Source organism: Serratia sp. CY33802, assembly GCF_052169095.1.
In the GTDB taxonomy this organism is placed as follows: Bacteria; Pseudomonadota; Gammaproteobacteria; order Enterobacterales; family Enterobacteriaceae; genus Serratia; species Serratia bockelmannii.
Map to the genome: position 1 here is coordinate 1 of NZ_JBJNLL010000002.1, position 18,731 is coordinate 18,731.

Consider the following 18,731-nt stretch of genomic DNA (forward strand, 5'->3'; position numbering starts at 1 on the left):
GTCGTAAGTAACCGATAGAAGCAAATGTCAGATCGCGATGCGCCTGTTAGGGCGCAGCTGGCAAGAGAGCCTTATAGGCGCATATGAAAAACCTCCGGCTATGCCGGAGGATATTTATTTACCCCTGCAGCGCCGCATACACCGCATCGCGGATCTGCTGCGGATAGCGGCCGCACATGCCCTCAAACGCGGTGTTGGTCAGTATCACCACGCTCAGCTGCGCCTGTGGATCAAAGAACCAGCTGTGGCCATAAACGCCGCCCCAGGTCAGCGTGCCGACATGCTGCGGCGTCTGCGCCGCTTCTGCGTCCACCAGCAGCGCGCCGCCGAAACCAAATCCCCAGCCCGGCCCTTGCGTTTGCGCCTGCGCCCCCACATGCGGACTGCGCAGCAACGCCACCGTGTCCGGCTGCAAGATGCCCTGCCCGCCGCTGCGCAACGCTTCCACCAGCTGCAGCACATCGTCGGCATCGCCGACCATGCCCGCGCCGCCGGAAGGATAAGCCTCCGCGTTAAGCGCCCGCGCGGGTGAAAACAGCACCTCGCCCCCCGCCATCTCCTCCGGCAGCGCCACCCGCAGGCCTTCATGCATGCGCTGCGGCCCTTGCGGCGTGTTGTAATACGGCGTCGCCAGATTCGCGGCGTCCGTCGTATAAAACGCGGTATTGCCGAGCCCCAGCGGCCGCGCCACCCATTCGACAAACAGCTGCGGCAGCGGCATGCCCGTCACCCGCTCCAACACCGCGCCAAGCACGTCGATAGCCAGCGAATAATTGAAGCGCTCTCCCGGTTGCGACAGCAACGGTGCCTGCGCCAACAGCCGCAGGTTTTGCTCCAGCGTCAGCGTCGACAGCTCCACGCCGTCCTGGATCCCCAACTGATGGTAAACGCCTGCCGGCGGTTGGTTCAGCCGATAGTCCAGCCCGGCGGTATGACTCAGCAAATGACGGATCTTGATCGTCGGGCGCCGGCCATCCGCCAGCGCCGGGGTAAACCACGGCAGCCAGTCGCTGACCGCATCGTCCAGGCTCAGCTTGCCCCGTTCAATCAGGCGCAGCGCCGCCAGCGTGGTATAGGGTTTGGAAACCGACGACAGCCGAAACTGCGTTTCTCGCCGCATCGGCCGCCGCGCTTCGCGATCGGCATAACCGGCCGCGCCGGCGTAACAAATCTCGCCCTGCCGCGCCACCAGCACCACGCTGCCCACGATGCGCCCTTCGGCCATCGCCTGTTGATCGATCGCCGCGATCCGTTCTGTTAACGCCCGTTGTGTTGCCGACATGATTTTTATCTCGCTGAGGGAAAGTAAAACCAGTCTAAAACGTTCGTCATAAATTAAAATAAGGCATAATTTAATGAATCATTAAGCACAGGTTATTAATAGATGAGTTCACTCCTGCAACTGCTGCCCTATTTCGAAGCCGTCGCACGCCTGGGCAACTTTACCCGCGCAGCCAACCAACTGGGCGTCACGCCGCCGGCGGTGTCACAAAACATTCAGGCGCTGGAGAATCAGCTGGGGGTGCGCTTATTTCACCGCACCAGCCGCTCGGTGCGCCTCAGCGACGAGGGCCGGTTGTTCTATCAGAAGGTCTCGCCGGCCATGAGCCAGATCGACGTGGCGGCAGACGACGTGCGCACCCTGGGCGCACAGCCGGCGGGCCTGCTGCGCATCACGCTGCCGCAACTGGCCGCTTCGCTGCTGGTGATGCCGCACCTGGCGGAATTTCAACGGCGCTATCCCGAAGTACAGCTTGAGCTGTTTACCGAAGACCGCTTTTCCGATCTGGTGCTGGGCAGTTTCGATGCCGGCATTCGCATGCACGCGATGCTGCAAAAGGACATGATCGCCGTGCCAATCGACAACGGCCAGCGCCGGGTGCTGGTCGCCTCGCCCGACTATCTGACGCGCTGCGGCGTACCGGCCACGCCGGACGATCTGCCAGCTCACCACTGCCTGCGCTACCGCTTTCCCGGCAGCGGAAAAATGGAGCCCTGGTATTTCAGCCTGGGCGACGATGAACGCGCGCTGGACGTCAGCGGCAGTTTGATCTTTAACGAGGATCGGTTGATCAAGGATGCGGCATTGGCGGGCCTGGGTATCGCACAGCGTTTTCAGGGCACGGTGGTGCAAGAACTGGCGCAGGGGCAACTGGTGGAAGTGCTGCCGGAGTATGCCAGCGAGGCATCGGGATTTTTCATCTACTTTCCCGCCGGCAGGCATCTGCCGCTCAAGCTGCGCGCCTTTATCGATTTCATGCGCGAGCGGCGTGAACGGCAGCATCGGTGGTAGGGGCGCCTCGCCGGCGCCCCTGAGCGTCAGTGCTTCTCCAGCGCCTGGATGATGTGGTAAGCCGCCTCGACGCGATCGTCATTCGGGAACCACTTGTTGGCCAACATCACCACGGCGATATTCTTCGCCGGGATAAACACCGCGTAGGTGGAGAAACCGCCGGTAGAGCCGGTTTTGTTATACCAGCCGGCGCGCAATTCCGGCTGCGGCGGCGTGATGGCGGTGGCCGGCGTGCCGTTCATGATCATCCCGGCGTTGTTGCCTTCAACCAAACGCGACAGCTTCACCGGATACGGGTAGTTCTCCCACATCAGATCCTGCGTGAACGCACCCGCCTTGTAATAACCGACGTGCGTGGCGGCCAGCGCCTCGCGCCACGGCTGCGCCACCTTCACCTGCTGCAGGTTGGCGTCCAGATAGCGAATCAGATCGCGGGCGTTGGACTTGATGCCGTAAGATTCGGCGTCCAGCGGGCCGGGATTGACCCGCACCGGTTTATCGTCCTTGCTGTAGCCCTGCGCATAGTTGGCCATCTGCGCAGCCGGCACCTGAACGTAGGTGTGGCTCATGCCCAACGCCGGCAGCATCCCCTGTTCCATCGCCTGGATAAACGGCTGGTCGAGGCTCTTGGCGGCGATCATGCCCAGCATGCCGATGCCGAGGTTGGAATAGACGCGGTAGCTGCCCGCCGGGTGTTTCGGCTGCCAGGCCCGGTAGTACGCCATCAGTTGGGCGTTGTCGGTTACGTCGTCCGGCACGAACAGCGGCAAACCGGAGGTATGCGTCGCCAGATTCAGCAGGCTGACGCCGTCGAAGGCGCTGCCGCGCAGCTCGGGCAGGTAGCGGCTGGCCGGGTCTTTAAACGACAGTTTGCCCTGCTGCTGCGCATAGACCGCCAGCGTCGCGGTGAAGGTTTTGCTCAGCGAGCCCACTTCGAACAGCGTCTGCTCGGTGATCGGTTTGCCGGTCTGCTTCGAGGCAACGCCATACGGGTAAATCTGCTGTTTGCCGTCGACCGACACGGCGATCGCCATGCCCGGCACGCCATATTTTTTCATCAGCGGCTGAATAACGGCGTCGATATCCTGCTGCTGCACGGCGTGCGCGGTCGGCAGGATCAGTGCGGCGATCAGCGCGGCCGCCAGGCGGTTCATTTTCGTCATGATAGAAGCTCTTAGGTTGCAGGGCATCGGCCGCGGCCAAAAGTTTTTGTTGGCGTTATACACGGCGCTTTCCCTGATTGATGATGTCATTCCTTTACGGCTGCCGCGACGCTCTCAGCAGCCGCGCCAAATATCGGATTTTGCCGCCGGGTTGACAAGCGATAATAATTTCAGCCAGCATAAAGAAAAACTTATGGCTATCGACAATGCGCAATCGACTTCCCCTCAACGCCCTGCGGGCGTTCGAATCCTCCGCCCGCCACCTGAACTTCACCCGCGCCGGCCTGGAGCTGCGGGTGACCCAGGCCGCCATCAGCCAGCAGGTACGCATGCTGGAAGAACAGCTGGGCATCCAGCTGTTCCGCCGCCTGCCGCGCGGGCTCGATTTGACCGAAGAGGGTCAGGCGCTGCTGCCGGTGTTGAGCGACGCCTTCGACAGCATTGAGGCGGTGCTGCAGCAGTTCGAAGGCGGGCATTTCCACGAGGTGCTGACGGTGGCGGTGGTCGGCACCTTCGCCGTCGGCTGGCTGATGCCGAGGCTGGCGGCGTTCCGCACGGCGCACCCGTTTATCGATCTGCGGGTGCTAACCCACAACAATCTGGTCAATCTGTCGGCCGACGGTATGGATTTCGCCATCCGCTTCGGCGAAGGCCTCTGGCCCGCCACCTGCAATATTAAGCTGTTCGACGCGCCGCTGACGGTGCTCTGCCCGCCGACGGTCGCCGCGCGCCTGAGCACGCCGCAGGATCTGCAGCACGAGCAGCTGATGCGCACCTACCGCAAGGATGAATGGGAGCGCTGGTTCACGGCGGCGCAGGTGACGCCGTGGCGGATCAACGGCCCGGTGTTCGACTCGTCAAGGCTGATGGTGGAAGGCGCGATCCAGTGCGATGGCGTGGCGCTGGCGCCGGTCAGCATGTTCCGCCGCGAACTGGCCGCCGGCGCGCTGCAAAGGCCGTTTGCCGCCGAGGCCGCGCTCGGCGCCTATTGGCTGACCCATTTGAAGTCGCGGGATCTGACGCCGGCGATGAAAACCTTTATCGGTTGGATCCGCCGGGAGGCGGAAGAGGAGCAGCGGCGGGACTAGGCGGAGCCGCGCCGGATCAGCGTCGGCGGCAGAATGACGTTCTGCGCCGGCAGGTCGGCGTCACCGATACGCTGCAGCAGGCGCGCAGCGGCGCTGCACCCCACTTCCCGCGCCGAGCTGGAGACGAAGGTCAGCGGCGGTTCGGTCAGCTCGGCCTCCGGCACGTCGCCGAAACCGATCAGCGCTACCTGCCGGCCGTAGTAGGCGTCGACCCCGTCCGAGCCGATGCTGCGGCCGCTGCGCGTCAGGCCAAAATAGGCGCCGAGCGCGACCGACGCCTTGTGGCAAACGATGGCGGTAATGTTCGGGTAGTGGCGCAGCAGCTGTTCCGCCGCTTCCGCCGCCTCACGCTGCCGGCAATCACACTCGACGATCCATTCGCTGCGAAACGGCAGACCGTACTGTACCAGCGTGGCGCAAAATCCGCCCAGCCGCTCGGCGCGCGTCAATGAGTCGCTCTGGCCGCCGAGGTAAGCAATTTGGCTGTGGCCGCGTTTGATCAAAAATTCGGTGGCCAGCTTGGCGGCCTGCATATTGTCCGGCCGCACCACGTCCACGCCCTCGAGACCGCTGGAGCGCGCCACGCACACCAGCGGCACGCCCTGCTCGGCCGCCTTTTCCTTCAGGCCCGCCGCCGCGCGGATGCCGCCCGCCAGCACGATGCCGTCAACGCCCTGCGCCAGCAGCGCGTCAAACGCCCGCTGCAAGCCTTGGCCATCGCGCCCGCTCTGGGTTAAAAACAGCAGCTTGTCGTGCGCCTCCAGCGCCTCGCTCAGCCCGGCGGTCATTTCGGCATAGAAGGGTTCGCAGATGTCGCGCAGAATAAGGCCAATCACTCCGGACTCCGCGCCGCGCAGCGTCGCCGCCTGGCGATTGCGCACATAACCTAGCTGCTCTATCGCCTGATTGACCTTCTCGACGGTGGTCGGCGAAATGCGCCCCTTGCCGCTCAACACCAGGGAAACCGTGGTGACCGACACGCCCGCCTGCTGCGCCACATCGGTGATGGTGATTTTTTTGATGCTCATAGTCTCTGCGAACCCGTTCCTGGGCAACCCGCGCCGTAATGATCAAGGGTATACCGAATCCGTTAGCTCAGTAAAACGTTTTACTGCCTGCCGCATTGTCGCCAAAAACCGGGCGGCAGATTTGTGATTGGCGGCGCATTTTTGCTAGGTAAAACGTTTTATCTTCTTTTTACCTAATCAGAAGTCCCCTTTTTGCTCGTCTTTTCGCCAGGAGAAGTCGGTTATGTCAGCAGCCAACAAACCCAAAATCACCCTCTGGGAGTTCTTCCAGAGCCTGGGCAAAACCTTCATGTTGCCCGTCGCCTTGCTCTCTTTCTGCGGCATCATGCTGGGGATCGGCAGCTCGCTGAGCAGCCGCGACGTGATCACCCTGATGCCGTTTATCGGCCACCCGATCTTCCAGCTGATCTTTACCTGGATGAGCAAGGTAGGCTCCTTCGCCTTCAGCTTCCTGCCGGTGATGTTCGCCATCGCCATTCCGCTGGGCATGGCGCGTGAGAACAAGGGCGTCGCCGCCTTCTCCGGCTTCGTCGGCTTCGCCGTGCTGAATCTGGGCACCAACTTCTACCTGACCGCCGCCGGCGTGCTGCCCACCAGCGATCCGCTGGTGCTGAAAGCCAACAATATCCAGAACATCCTCGGCATTCAGTCGATCGATACCGGCATCCTCGGCGCGGTGATCGTCGGCATCATCGTCTATCGCCTGCATGAACGCTTCCACACCATCCGCCTGCCGGACGCACTGGCGTTCTTCGGCGGCACGCGCTTCGTGCCGATCGTCACCACCGTGGTGCTGGGCCTGTGCGGCCTGGTGATCCCGCTGATCTGGCCGTGGTTCGCCGCCGGCATCACCGGGCTGGGCTGGGTGATCAACAGCGCCGGCGCCTTTGGCCCGATGCTGTTCGGCACCGGCGAACGCTTGCTGCTGCCGTTCGGCCTGCAGCACATTCTGGTGGCGCTAATCCGCTTTACCGAGGCGGGCGGTACCATGGAGGTGTGCGGCCACAGCGTCAGCGGTGCCCTGACCATCTTCCAGGCGCAGCTCTCCTGCCCAACCACCACCGGCTTCGCCGAGAGCGCCACCCGCTTCCTGTCGCAGGGTAAAATGCCGGCGTTTCTCGGCGGCCTGCCGGGCGCGGCGCTGGCGATGTACCACTGCGCCAAGCCGGAGAACCGTCATAAAATCAAAGGGCTGTTGATTTCCGGCGTGGTGGCCTGCGTGGTTGGTGGCACCACCGAGCCGATCGAGTTCCTGTTCCTGTTCGTCGCGCCGTTCCTGTATCTGATCCACGCGCTGCTCACCGGGTTGGGCTTTACCGTGATGGCGCTGCTGGGCGTGACCATCGGCAACACCGACGGCAACATCATCGACTTCGTGGTGTTCGGCATTCTGCACGGCACCGCCACCAAGTGGTATCTGGTGCCGGTGGTGGCCGCCGTCTGGTTCGTCGGCTATTACGCCATTTTCCGCTTCGCCATCCAGCGTTTTAACATCAAAACGCCGGGCCGTGAGAGCGACAGCGCCGTCAGCCAAAGCGCGACGAGTGGCGCGGTGGGCAAATCCGGCTACAACGTGCCGGCGATTCTGGCGGCGCTCGGCGGCCCGGGCAACATTATCACGCTGGACAACTGCATCACCCGCCTGCGCCTGTCGGTCAACGATATGAGTCAGGTGGACGACGCGGCGCTGAAGGCCCACCGCGCCATCGGCGTGGTGCATCTCAACGACCATAATCTGCAGGTGGTGATCGGTCCGCAGGTGCAATCGGTGAAGGATGAATTAGACTCACTGATAGCCACGGCGCAACCTGCCGCGGCGCTGCAGGGAGCCACCCATGTTTGATTTCTCCACCCCGATCGACCGCCACGGCACCTGGTGCACCCAGTGGGACTATATCGCCGATCGTTTCGGCAGCGACGACCTGCTGCCGTTCACCATCTCCGATATGGATTTCGCCACCGCGCCGTGCATTCTCGAGGCGTTGCAGCAGCGCCTGCAGCACGGCGTGCTGGGCTACAGCCGCTGGCAGCATGAGGATTTTCTCGGCGCGCTGCGCCACTGGTATCAGCAACGCTTCAACACCGCTATCGACACCGCAACGGCGGTGTACGGCCCTTCCGTTATCTACATGGCGGCGCAGCTGATCCGCCAATGGTCCATACCGGGCGACTATGTGGTGACCCATACCCCGGCCTATGACGCCTTCTACAAGGTGATCCTCGCCAACCAGCGCCAGCTGCTGGCCTGCCCGCTGCACAAGGCCGGCGACGACTGGCGCTGCGACATGGCGCATCTCGAAGCGCTGCTGGCGCGGCCGCAGACCAAGATCCTGTTGCTGTGCAGCCCGCATAACCCCACCGGCAAAGTGTGGCGCCGCGACGAGCTGCAGCAGATGGCCGAACTGTGCGAGCGCCATGACGTGCGCGTGATCAGCGATGAAATCCACATGGACATGGTCTGGGGTGAACACCGCCATACGCCGTGGAGCCAGGTGGCGACCGGCGCCTGGGCCTTGCTGACCTCCGGCTCCAAGAGTTTCAACATTCCGGCGCTAACCGGCGCCTACGGCTTTATCAGCGACGACGCCAGCCGCGAAGCCTATTTCCAGCAGCTCAAAGCCCGCGATGGCCTCTCCTCGCCGGCGGTGCTGGCGGTGGCGGCGCACGTGGCCGCCTACCGCCACGGCGAACCCTGGCTGGACGCCCTGCGCGACTACCTGCAGGATAATCTGACCTACGTCGCCGAGCGGCTGGAGCAGGCGTTTCCCGCGCTGGGCTGGCGCCCGCCGCAGGCCACCTACCTGGCCTGGATCGATCTGCGGCCGCTGGCCGTGGACGATCGGGCGCTGCAGCAGGTGCTGATCGAGCGTGAAAAGGTGGCGATCATGCCGGGCTTTACCTACGGCGAGGAAGGCCGCGGGTTCCTGCGTCTCAACGTCGGCTGCCCGCGCAGCAAGCTGGAGGCCGGCATGGACAAGCTGATCGCCGGATTGAGGTTGGTGCTGGACGAGCAATAACGCGAGGGGGCGAGCCTCTGCCCGCCCCGGCGTTACGCCTGAACAGACGGGATCTCCTCCAGATGACGATAAACCGTCAATCCCCACTCGTTGGCCAGCCGCACGTCGTTATCGGCCCCCGCAGACGCCCCTTCGATGCGATACACCGCCTGACACTGTGCAATCAGCCGATGCGCCACCGGGTAAAGAAACGCCTCGCTCACCGCATCGCCAAGCTGAGTGGAACCTGCCGCCGCCGCCAAAGGCAGCGCCAGCCACTCGCCGATCACCGGCACGTGCCCCCGCTGGTAAACCGCCAGCGCGGCCTGTTCCAGGCGCGCCAGATTGGCGGCGATACGCTGCGGATCGCCATCGGTGCCGCTGCGATAAGGGCCGGCAATCAAGATTTGTTGTGCTTTCATCGTTCTTCCTCCAACGTCCGGTTCAAGGCGACAAACTGCAGCAGCATGATGGTCTTGGCGTCAACGATCGTGCCCTGGCGAATCGCCTGCAGGGCTTGCGCCAGCGGCAGCTCGAGCACCTCCAGATCTTCCCCCTCCGCCGCCAACCCGCCGCCCTCGTTGATGCGGTCGCCCGCCTGATATTCGCCGACGAAAAAGTGCAGCTTCTCGGTGACCGAGCCTGGGCTCATATAGGCTTCGAATACTTTCTCCACGCTCTGCACGAAATAGCCGGTTTCCTCTTCCGCTTCGGCGCGGATGCGTGCCTCCGGCGACGCGTTGTCCAGCAACCCGGCGGCAGCCTCAATCAACATGCCGTCATGGCCGTTGACGAAGGCCGGAAAGCGGAACTGGCGCGTCAGGATCACCGTTTGCGCCTGCCGGTTGAACAGCAAAATGACCGCGCCATCACCGCGATCGTAGGTCTCGCGACTTTGCCGCTGCCAGACGCCGTCGCGCCGCAGAAAATCAAAGGTGGTTTTTTTCAGCAGGTACCAGTCATCGGACAACACCCGGGTTTCGACAATGCGAACCCTGTCTTTAGTGGCTATCATCGGTTTACTCCGCCAGAGGAAGGAAATTGATACTATCGTGCAGTTTCGTGTATGATCAAGATATTTCGTGCAAACCAAATTTGAGAGGAAAATGGCCATGTTGACCAGCCAGCGCAAGAAAATCATCCTGGAAAAACTGGCTCAGGACGGCCAGGTGTTAGCCAAGCAGCTCAGCGAGATGTTCGGGCTGTCGGAAGATACGGTCCGGCGCGATCTGCGCGAATTGGACGCCGAAGGGTTGCTACAGCGGGTGCATGGCGGCGCCCTGCCGGTTTCTTCCGCCATTGCCAGCTTTGCCGAACGCAATCAGTTGGAATCCGGCGCCAAACGCGCGATCGCCAAAGCGGCAGCGGCGCTGATCGCCCCCGGCCAGGTAGTGATTATCGACGGAGGCACCACCTCTGCAGAGCTGGTCAGGCAACTGCCGGCCAACCTCAACGCCACCATCGTCACCCACAGCCCCAGCGTCGCCGTGGGCCTGGTCGATCACCCCACGGTCGAGGTGATTCTGATCGGTGGCCGGCTGTACAAGCATTCGATCGTCAGCGTCGGCGCCGCCGCGGTGGAAGCGATGTCGCATATTCGCGCCGATCTCTATTTTATGGGCGTGACCGGCGTACACCCCACTGCGGGGCTGAGCACCGGCGATCTGGAGGAGGCTTACATCAAACGCGCGCTGGCGGCCCGCGCGGCGGAAACCGTGGTGCTGGCTTCCGCCGCCAAGCTTAACGCCGCCTCGCAGTATGCGATCGGCGATATTACGCTGGCGCACACCATCATCGTTGAGCGGGCTACCGATGACGCGCTGATCGCGCCGTTGCAGCAGGCGGGCGTCAGCGTGTTGAAAGCCTGATTCACGACGATAATGCGATATATCTCGCATTATTTGTGATTAACATCACTTTTTTATGCAACGCGATGGCAAGTTTCATCCATTTGTTTTTATACTGTTCTGCACTTTACCTACGATAATTAGCGAGTGCCCAGCATGATCGATCCCCGCCTACCGCTTACCGACATTCACCGCCATCTCGACGGCAACATCCGCGCGCAGACCATTCTCGACCTCGGTCGCCAGTTCAATCTCGCCCTGCCGGCCAATGATTTGGAGAGCCTGCGCCCGCACGTGCAGATCACCCATGCCGAACCGGACCTGGTCAGCTTCCTGCAGAAACTGGACTGGGGCGTGGCGGTGCTGGGCGATCTGGACGCCTGCCGCCGGGTGGCTTACGAAAACGTCGAGGACGCCGCCAACGCCGGCCTGCACTACGCCGAGCTGCGTTTTTCCCCTTACTACATGGCGATGAAGCATCAGCTGCCGGTCGCCGGCGTGGTGGAAGCGGTGATCGACGGGATCCGCTCGGGCTGCCGCGATCGCGACATCGACATTCGCCTGATCGGCATCATGAGCCGCACCTTTGGCGAGGCTGCCTGTCTGCAAGAGCTGGAAGGGTTGCTGGCGCACCGCGACGGCATTACCGCGCTGGACTTGGCGGGCGATGAGCTGGGCTTCCCCGGTAGCCTGTTCCTCAGCCACTTCAACCGCGCGCGCGACGCCGGCCTGCGCATCACCGTGCACGCGGGCGAAGCCGCCGGCCCGGAAAGCATCTGGCAGGCGATCCGCGAGCTGGGTGCCGAACGTATCGGCCACGGGGTGAAAGCGGTCGAAGATCCAGCGCTGATGGACTTCCTGGCGGAACACGGCATCGGCATCGAGTCCTGCCTGACCTCCAACATCCAGACCAGCACCGTGCCGTCGCTGGCGCAGCATCCGCTGGCCACTTTCCTGCGCCACGGCGTGCTGGCGTCGATCAACACCGACGATCCGGCGGTTCAGGGCATCGAGATCGAGCATGAATACCGCGTCGCTGCGCCGCAGGCCGGGCTGACGCCGGAAGAAATCCGCACCGCTCAGGAAAATGGCCTGAAGCTGGCTTTCCTCAGCGAACAGGAAAAACAGGCACTGCGCGCCAAAGTGCAGGGCTAAATCTCCCAAGGCGCCAAACGGCGCCTTCTTCTCATCCCCCGTTTTCTTCCGCCTGCTCGTCTTTATCGCTGTTTTCACCCCATCACTCTGTGGCAAGAGAGGAATTCCGTATGTCTGACAAACTACGCCGCATCGTGCTGACCGGCGGCCCGGGTTCGGGCAAAAGCACGCTCATCGACGTTCTTCATCGCCGTGGTTACCCGCACTCCTTGGAGGCGGGCCGGGCGATTATTCAGCATCAGGTGAATATTGGGGGTAATGCGCTACCGTGGGGCGATCGTCAGGCTTTCGCCGAGCGGATGCTCGATTGGGAACTGCATTCATGGCGCGAAGCGACGGGTGCAACATGTTGGTTCTTCGATCGCGGCCTGCCGGATATCGCCGGTTACCTGACGCTGTGCGGATTATCGATCCCCGCCCCCTTAACGGCGGCGATCGACGCCTTTCGCTATGCCGATACGGTGTTCATCACCCCACCGTGGCGAGCGATTTATGCGCAGGACAGCGAGAGGAAACAGTCTTTCGCCGAAGCCGAGCAGACCTATCGGGCGATGGTGGCCATCTATCGCCGTTATGGCTATCGGCTGCAGGAGCTGCCGCGCGTTTCACCCGATGAGCGCGCCGACTTTCTGCTCGACGCGCTGAGCCACCGTTAGCGGCCTGCGGCCTATTTGGCCACCAGCGCCTCCGCCTCGGCCCGCTGTTTAGCGGTTTTACGCGCATAGCGCTGCGCCAGCACCGCGCACACCATCAGTTGAACCTGGTGGAAAATCATCAGCGGCAGCACCATGGCGCCCACCGCCGCGGCCGGGAACAGCACGTTGGCCATCGGGATGCCGTTCGCCAGGCTCTTTTTCGAGCCGCAGAAGACGATGGTGATCTCATCGGCGGTGTTGAAGCCCAGCCAGCGCGCCGCATAGGTGTTGATCACCAGCACCACCGTCAGCAGCACCAGCGACATCACCAGGATAGTCAGCAGCGACCAACCGTCGATACGGTGCCAAATCCCTTCCACCACCGCCGCGCTGAATGCGGTATACACCACCAGCAGGATCGATGAACGGTCGGTCAAGTTGATCAACTTGCGATGGCGATCGACCCACTTGCCGATCAATGGCCGCGCCAGGTGACCGACCACAAATGGCACCATCAATTGCAGAATGATCGAACCGATGGCGTGCAATACGTCGGTATTGCCGCCCTGGGTATGCATCAATGCTCCCACCAGCAGCGGCGACAGGAACACGCCGAGAATGCTCGACGCCGAGGCGCTGCAGATCGCCGCCGCCACGTTGCCGCCCGCCGCCGACGTAAAGGCGATGGCCGATTGCACCGTGGCCGGCAGCGCGCACAGGTAGAGGAAGCCGAGATAGACCGTCGGCGTCATGATGCCCGGCACCAGCAGGTTCATCGCCAGCCCGAGCAGCGGGAACAGCGCAAAGGTGCTGAGGAACACCAGCAGGTGCAGCTTCCAGTGACTCATGCCGGCGATGATCGCCTCGCGCGACAGCTTGGCGCCGTGCATAAAGAACAGCAGCGCGATGGCGGCGGTGGTCAGGTGTTCAAAGAAGGTTTTCCAGATGCCTTCGCAGGGGAACAGCGAGGCGACGATCACCACAAAAATCAGAACCAGCAAAAATTTATCAATGCGCAAACGCTGCAACCAGGACATGAAACGGATTTCCTTGCACGTAAAGTCGTAAAAAGGCCCGACGTTGCGCCGGGCACAGAGGAATGAACGGGATCAGACCACCGGCAGCGCCTGCTGCAGCCGGGCCGATTCCAACCCCAGTTCGATCAATGCCATTACCGCGATGGCGTCGGCGGCCGGCACCGGATTTTCGCCTATGCCGGCAATCGCGTCGCGCACCGCCGCGTAATAAGCCGGGTAATTGCCGGGAATATTGAGCAGCGGTTTCTCAGCCAGCAGATCGTCACGTGACAGCGTCACTACACCCTCGCGCATGTCATAGCCCCAGTCGGCCTGTGGCAGGCGCTCGCCGGCCTTCAGCCGGTCTTCCTGCGGATCCAGACCGTATTTGACATAGCTGCCACGGGTGCCGTGCACCACGTAGCGCGGGCTCTCTGCCGCAGCCAGCATGCTGGCGTGCAGCACCACACGGCGATCGCCATAGCTCAGCAGCGCGTGGAAATAGTCCACCGCCTGCGCCCCCGGCCGCAGCTCACCCAGATCGACAAACAGCCGTTCGGGTTTGCCGAAGAGTTGCAGCGCCTGATCGAGCAGATGCGGCCCCAAATCGAACCAGATACCGCTGCCGACGCCGCCTTGTTCACGCCAGCGCTGGCGCACCTGCGGCCGATAGCGATCGAAATGTGACTCGAAATACACCACCTCGCCCAGCGAACCGTCGTTTAACAGCGCTTTAAGGGTGAGGAAATCGCTGTCCCAGCGGCGGTTGTGGAACACCGACAGCAGTAAACCACTCTGCTGTGCCTGCTGTTGCAGTGCCTGCGCTTGTGACAATGTCACGGTAAACGGTTTATCCACCACCACGTGCTTGCCGGCAGCCAACGCCTGCTGCGCCAGCGGGAAATGGGTATCGTTGGGGGTAGGAATGACGATCAGATCGAGGGCCGGATCGGCGAACAGCGCCTGCGCACCACCCACCACCGTCATCGACGGCCAGTCGGCGTGCACTTTGCCGGCATCGCTGCTGGAGACGGCGGCCAGCGCCAGCCCCGGCGTACCGGCAATCAGCGGCGCATGAAAGGTTTTGCCGGCGTAGCCGTAACCGACCAGCCCGACACGAATTTTCTCAGCCATGGGATTTCCTCTTGCTGGCTCACGACAGACCCTTTCGATTTGACACCATGCGGCCGGATGGAACAAGAAGTAAATGAGATGTTAATTCGAAGCGAGGCCGGCGTAGCCAAACGTGCGGCCCGGCGTCGCGATGCCGAGCTATCCGGTTGATAGAGATGACGAAGCCTATATTACCCGCTAAGCTATGCCGCCTGTGATCCCCGTTTCAATCAGGAAGCCTTTATGTCTCAAGCTGAATACACTCGTATCGGCGGTTGGTTGCTGGCCCCGCTGGCCTATCTGGTCGTCACCCTGCTCAGCGCCAGCCTGATGCTGCTCCTGTACGCCATGGCGATCTTCATGCCCGAGTCGCGCGACTATCTGTTGACCAACGCCCAGGCATTTACCCTGCAATGGTACTTTTCGGTGCTGACCACGCTTTTGATGTGGGGCTTCACCCTGTGGCTGGTGTTTCTGTTTTGCCAGCGCTCGCAGCGCTTCCCCAAACTGTTCTTGTTATGGCTGCTGATCACGGTAATTCTGGCGGTGAAAGCCTTCGCCTTCGCGCCGGTGCCGGATGAAGTGGCGGTGCGCAGCCTCGGCTGGCCGCTGCTGATGGCGGCGCTGCTGGTGCCTTACATCAAGCGTTCGCAGCGGGTCAAAGGGACCTTTACCGAACGTTAAAGGGAGTTGCAGCACGTTTTATTGGGTGATTTGTGTAAATTTTCACCAAAAAAGGCAATACCCCTGCGATTCATATGTTGTCGTCCGGCCGCCGATTCCCGATAATAGGCGGCTTTTATTTTTTTAGGCATCGCAATGACCGAATACCTGCTCCTGTTTGTCGGCACCGTACTGGTGAACAACTTCGTTCTGGTGAAGTTTCTTGGCCTGTGCCCGTTCCTCGGCGTTTCCAAGAAGCTGGAAAGCGCCATCGGCATGGGAATGGCCACCACCTTCGTTATGACGCTGGCCTCCGTCAGCGCCTGGGTGATCAACACCTTTATTCTGGTTCCGCTGGATCTGGTGTATCTGCGCACGCTCTCCTTCATTCTGGTGATCGCCGTCGTCGTTCAGTTCACCGAGATGGTGGTGCGCAAGACCAGCCCGGCACTCTACCGCCTGCTGGGCATCTTCCTGCCGCTGATCACCACCAACTGTGCGGTGCTGGGCGTAGCGTTGCTTAACGTCAACCTCGGTTATAACTTCCTGCAGTCCGCCGTTTACGGCTTCAGCGCCGCCGCCGGTTTCTCGCTGGTTATGGTGCTGTTCGCCGCCATTCGCGAACGTCTGGCGGTCGCCGACGTCCCGGCGCCGTTCCGCGGCTCCTCGATCGCACTGATCACCGCCGGGCTGATGTCGCTGGCCTTTATGGGCTTTACCGGGCTGGTGAAATTCTAATGACTGCGTTGTGGATAGCTATCGCGGCTTTGAGCGCGCTTGGGCTGCTGTTCGGACTGGTGCTGGGCTACGCCGCGCGCCGTTTTGAGGTGGAAGAGGATCCGGTCGCCGAGCAGGTCGACGCAATCCTGCCGCAGAGCCAGTGCGGCCAGTGCGGCTACCCCGGCTGTCGCCCCTATGCCGAGGCAGTGGCCAACGGCGAGATGATCAACAAATGCGCACCAGGCGGCGAACAGGTGATGCTGAAACTGGCGGAGCTGCTCAACGTAGAGCCGCAGCCGCTGGGTAGCGAAGCCGCCGCCGAGCCGGAGCGTAAGGTGGCCTATATCGACGAGGCCAACTGCATCGGTTGCACCAAGTGCATTCAGGCCTGCCCGGTGGACGCCATCGTCGGCGCCACCCGCGCCATGCATACCGTCATTACCGACCTCTGTACCGGCTGCGATCTGTGCGTCGCCCCTTGCCCTACCGACTGTATTGAAATGAGACCGGTCGCTACCACCACCGCCAACTGGAAGTGGGACATGAAGACGATCCCGGTGCAAGTGATCCACGTGGAGCAACATGCTTAATCTGTTCGCCGCCTTTAAAAAAGACCGGATCTGGGATTTCGACGGCGGGATCCATCCACCGGAAATGAAAACGCAGTCCAGCGGTACGCCGCTGCGTGTCGCTCCCCTGCCCAAGACCTTTATCATTCCGCTGCAGCAGCACCTGGGGCCGGAAGGCGAACTGTGCGTCAACGCCGGCGATCGGGTGTTGAAAGGCCAACCGCTGACCGTCGGCCGCGGCCGCACCGTGCCGGTGCATGCCCCGACCTCGGGCACCGTCAGCGCCATTACGCCGCACATCACCGCCCATCCGTCCGGGCTGACGGAGCTGTGCGTGATAATCGAGGCAGACGGGGAAGACCGCTGGTGCGAGCGCGATCCGGTGGCGGACTATCGTCAATCCCCTGTTGCGGAACTGATTCAACGTATTCATCAGGCCGGCATCGCCGGTCTGGGCGGCGCCGGTTTCCCGACCGCCAGCAAGCTGCAAGGCGGCATGAGCGGCGTGGAAACGCTGATCCTCAACGCCGCCGAGTGCGAGCCTTACATCACCGCCGACGACCGCCTGATGCAGGAACATGCCGATCAGATCATTGAAGGCACGCAGATCCTGCAACACATTCTGCAACCCAAGCTCACGCTGATCGGCATCGAAGACAACAAACCGGAGGCAATCGCGGCGCTGAAACAGGCGTTACGCGGCCAGTCCAGCATTGCGCTGCGCGTCATCCCGACCAAATACCCGTCCGGTGGCGCCAAGCAGCTGACCAAAATTTTGACCGGCAAGGAAGTGCCGCACGGCAAACACTCCTCCGCTATCGGCGTATTGATGCAAAACGTCGGCACCGCCTTCGCCATCAAGCGAGCGATCGTCAACGGCGAACCGCTGATTGAGCGCGTAGTGACCCTGACCGGCGAGGCGATCGAGCGCCCCGGCAACCTGTGGGCGCGCATCGGCACGCCGGTGCAGCACCTGCTTGACTTCACCGGTTTCCGCCCGCAGGCGCAGCAGATGGTGGTCATGGGTGGCCCGCTGATGGGCTTCACCCTGCCCGCGCTGAACGTGCCAATCGTCAAGATCAGCAACTGCATTCTGGCGCCGACGGTCGATGAAATGACGCCGCAGGAACCCGAGCAATCCTGCATCCGCTGCGGCCTGTGCGTGGACGCTTGCCCCGCCGGGCTGCTGCCGCAACAGCTGTACTGGTTCAGCCGCGGGCAGGAGCACGACAAGGCACGTAACCACAACCTGTTCGATTGCATCGAATGCGGCGCCTGCGCGTTCGTCTGCCCCAGCAACATTCCGCTGGTGCAGTACTACCGTCAGGAAAAGGCCGAAATCAAGGCTATCGATCTGGAGGCGGCGCGCACCGCCGAGGCCAAGGCCCGTTTCGAAGCCAAGCAGGCCCGTCTGGAGCGCGAGAAACTGGCGCGCGAAGAGCGACATAAAAAGGCCGCCGTGAAACTGACCGACGACGATCAGGGCGCGGTGCAGGCCGCGCTGGCGCGCGTACGCAGCAAGAATGCCGAAGCGGCGGTTACGCCGGTCGACGGCCAGCAGCCGGACAACAGCGAGATGATCGCTGCCCGCGAAGCACGTAAAGCGCAGGCGCGCGAACGACGTGCCCAGCTGGCTGCCGAGGTGGAAACGAAAGCACCGCCGGCGGCCACCGGCGACGACGCGCGTAAAGCCGCCGTGGCCGCGGCGCTGGCCCGCGTGAAAGCGCGTAAAGAAGCGCCGGCCGCAACAGAGGACGATCCGCGGAAAGCGGCCGTTGCTGCCGCCTTGGCGCGCGTGAAGGCCAAAAAAGCGGAGCAACAATCTGATGCCCCTGCAGCGGCGGAACCGGCTCCGGCAACCGCCGAGGAAGATCCGCGCAAGGCCGCGGTGGCAGCGGCTATCGCCCGCGCCAAAGCCAAAAAAGCCGCGCAGCAGGCGGATGCTCCTGCAGCGGCGGAACCGGCTCCGGCTGCCGTCGAGGAAGACCCGCGCAAAGCCGCGGTTGCCGCGGCACTGGCACGTGTAAAAGCCAAGAAAGCCGCGCAACAGGCGGATGCTCCTGCAGCGGCGGAACCGGCTCCGGCTGCCGTCGAGGAAGACCCGCGCAAAGCCGCGGTTGCCGCGGCACTGGCACGTGTAAAAGCCAAGAAAGCCGCGCAGCAGGCGGATGCTCCTGCAGCGGCGGAACCGGCTCCGGCTGCCGTCGAGGAAGACCCGCGCAAAGCAGCGGTTGCCGCGGCACTGGCACGTGTAAAAGCCAAGAAAGCCGCGCAGCAGGCGGATGCTCCTGCAGCGGCGGAACCGGCTCCGGCTGCCGCCGAGGAAGACCCGCGCAAGGCGGCGGTGGCAGCGGCTATCGCCCGCGCCAAAGCCAAAAAAGCCGCCAGGGAATCGCTGACGGCGGAAACGGAAGACAAATGATGACAGCGGCGCCTGGCCACAGC

18 protein-coding genes are annotated in these 18,731 nt (G+C 62.6%); 11 read left to right on the forward strand and 7 right to left on the reverse strand.

Going from position 1 to position 18,731, the window contains the following annotated elements:
* Positions 1-118: 118 nt before the first annotated feature.
* Complete coding sequence (locus ACJ8HA_RS06455; protein WP_049208133.1) at positions 119-1,282, reverse strand: serine hydrolase domain-containing protein; 1,164 nt, start codon at positions 1,280-1,282, stop codon at positions 119-121.
* 102 nt (positions 1,283-1,384) lie between these two features.
* Between ACJ8HA_RS06455 and ACJ8HA_RS06460 the strand changes: the two genes are divergently transcribed.
* On the forward strand, positions 1,385-2,293 hold the full coding sequence (locus ACJ8HA_RS06460; protein WP_025302698.1) for a LysR family transcriptional regulator: 909 nt from the start codon (positions 1,385-1,387) through the stop codon (positions 2,291-2,293).
* Between the two features lie 26 nt (positions 2,294-2,319).
* Here ACJ8HA_RS06460 and blaSRT read toward each other — a convergent pair whose 3' ends face one another.
* On the reverse strand, positions 2,320-3,456 hold the full coding sequence (blaSRT, locus tag ACJ8HA_RS06465) for an SRT/SST family class C beta-lactamase (RefSeq protein WP_197812682.1): 1,137 nt from the start codon (positions 3,454-3,456) through the stop codon (positions 2,320-2,322).
* 206 nt (positions 3,457-3,662) lie between these two features.
* Between blaSRT and ACJ8HA_RS06470 the strand changes: the two genes are divergently transcribed.
* Positions 3,663-4,544: a LysR family transcriptional regulator gene (locus ACJ8HA_RS06470; protein WP_049295503.1), complete on the forward strand. Its 882-nt coding sequence runs from the start codon at positions 3,663-3,665 to the stop codon at positions 4,542-4,544.
* Here the strand turns inward: ACJ8HA_RS06470 and ACJ8HA_RS06475 are convergent.
* Positions 4,541-5,572 carry a Mal regulon transcriptional regulator MalI gene (locus ACJ8HA_RS06475; protein ID WP_049203497.1) on the reverse strand — a complete coding sequence of 344 codons (1,032 nt, stop codon included), beginning with the start codon at positions 5,570-5,572 and terminating at the stop codon, positions 4,541-4,543. The two genes, ACJ8HA_RS06470 and ACJ8HA_RS06475, sit on opposite strands and share 4 nt — an antisense overlap.
* Positions 5,573-5,795: 223 nt before the next feature.
* Here ACJ8HA_RS06475 and malX point away from each other — a divergent pair, with 223 nt between their 5' ends.
* Both malX and ACJ8HA_RS06485 read left to right on the forward strand, forming a co-directional pair.
* Positions 5,796-7,415, forward strand: coding sequence for a maltose/glucose-specific PTS transporter subunit IIBC (gene malX, locus ACJ8HA_RS06480; RefSeq protein WP_043143292.1), 1,620 nt, complete (start codon positions 5,796-5,798; stop codon positions 7,413-7,415).
* On the forward strand, positions 7,408-8,589 hold the full coding sequence (locus tag ACJ8HA_RS06485; protein ID WP_043143295.1) for a MalY/PatB family protein: 1,182 nt from the start codon (positions 7,408-7,410) through the stop codon (positions 8,587-8,589). Before malX ends, ACJ8HA_RS06485 begins: the two co-directional genes overlap by 8 nt.
* Positions 8,590-8,621: 32 nt before the next feature.
* Here the strand turns inward: ACJ8HA_RS06485 and ACJ8HA_RS06490 are convergent, their stop codons facing one another.
* Both ACJ8HA_RS06490 and ACJ8HA_RS06495 read right to left on the reverse strand, forming a co-directional pair.
* Positions 8,622-8,990, reverse strand: a complete 369-nt coding sequence (locus ACJ8HA_RS06490; protein ID WP_197812683.1) for an NUDIX hydrolase — start codon at positions 8,988-8,990, stop codon at positions 8,622-8,624.
* On the reverse strand, positions 8,987-9,583 hold the full coding sequence (locus ACJ8HA_RS06495) for an NUDIX domain-containing protein (RefSeq protein WP_025302691.1): 597 nt from the start codon (positions 9,581-9,583) through the stop codon (positions 8,987-8,989). The genes ACJ8HA_RS06490 and ACJ8HA_RS06495 overlap by 4 nt, the downstream gene beginning before the upstream one ends.
* Before the next feature lie 97 nt (positions 9,584-9,680).
* On the opposite strand from ACJ8HA_RS06495, the gene ACJ8HA_RS06500 reads away from it, so the two are divergent.
* The 3 genes from ACJ8HA_RS06500 to ACJ8HA_RS06510 all read left to right on the forward strand — a co-directional run bounded on the left by ACJ8HA_RS06500 (position 9,681) and on the right by ACJ8HA_RS06510 (position 12,226).
* A complete protein-coding gene (locus ACJ8HA_RS06500) occupies positions 9,681-10,436 on the forward strand; it encodes a DeoR/GlpR family DNA-binding transcription regulator (RefSeq protein ID WP_025302690.1) in 756 nt (251 codons plus the stop codon).
* Between the two features lie 135 nt (positions 10,437-10,571).
* Positions 10,572-11,570 carry an adenosine deaminase gene (gene add, locus ACJ8HA_RS06505; RefSeq protein WP_016927887.1) on the forward strand — a complete coding sequence of 333 codons (999 nt, stop codon included), beginning with the start codon at positions 10,572-10,574 and terminating at the stop codon, positions 11,568-11,570.
* A 110-nt stretch (positions 11,571-11,680) separates the two neighbouring features.
* The gene (locus tag ACJ8HA_RS06510) at positions 11,681-12,226 is read left to right on the forward strand and encodes an AAA family ATPase (protein WP_043143298.1); all 546 of its coding nucleotides are present in this window, start codon (positions 11,681-11,683) and stop codon (positions 12,224-12,226) included.
* Positions 12,227-12,237: 11 nt separating this feature from the next.
* On the opposite strand, the gene ACJ8HA_RS06515 is transcribed toward ACJ8HA_RS06510, so the two are convergent.
* Both ACJ8HA_RS06515 and ACJ8HA_RS06520 read right to left on the reverse strand, forming a co-directional pair.
* Positions 12,238-13,242: a bile acid:sodium symporter family protein gene (locus ACJ8HA_RS06515; protein ID WP_089180848.1), complete on the reverse strand. Its 1,005-nt coding sequence runs from the start codon at positions 13,240-13,242 to the stop codon at positions 12,238-12,240.
* Positions 13,243-13,314: 72 nt separating this feature from the next.
* Entirely contained in the window at positions 13,315-14,355 is a 1,041-nt protein-coding gene (locus ACJ8HA_RS06520; RefSeq protein WP_197812685.1) for an oxidoreductase, read from the reverse strand.
* 222 nt (positions 14,356-14,577) lie between these two features.
* On the opposite strand from ACJ8HA_RS06520, the gene ACJ8HA_RS06525 reads away from it, so the two are divergent.
* The 4 genes from ACJ8HA_RS06525 (at position 14,578) to rsxC (ending at position 18,708) form a co-directional block, all read left to right on the forward strand.
* Positions 14,578-15,018, forward strand: coding sequence for a DUF2569 domain-containing protein (locus tag ACJ8HA_RS06525; protein ID WP_197812687.1), 441 nt, complete (start codon positions 14,578-14,580; stop codon positions 15,016-15,018).
* 135 nt (positions 15,019-15,153) lie between these two features.
* Positions 15,154-15,735: an electron transport complex subunit RsxA gene (gene rsxA / locus ACJ8HA_RS06530; protein WP_004938443.1), complete on the forward strand. Its 582-nt coding sequence runs from the start codon at positions 15,154-15,156 to the stop codon at positions 15,733-15,735.
* The gene (gene rsxB / locus ACJ8HA_RS06535; RefSeq protein ID WP_004938428.1) at positions 15,735-16,307 is read left to right on the forward strand and encodes an electron transport complex subunit RsxB; all 573 of its coding nucleotides are present in this window, start codon (positions 15,735-15,737) and stop codon (positions 16,305-16,307) included. The genes rsxA and rsxB overlap by 1 nt, the downstream gene beginning before the upstream one ends.
* Positions 16,300-18,708: an electron transport complex subunit RsxC gene (gene rsxC / locus ACJ8HA_RS06540; RefSeq protein ID WP_197825467.1), complete on the forward strand. Its 2,409-nt coding sequence runs from the start codon at positions 16,300-16,302 to the stop codon at positions 18,706-18,708. The genes rsxB and rsxC overlap by 8 nt, the downstream gene beginning before the upstream one ends.
* Positions 18,709-18,731: the final 23 nt, after the last annotated feature.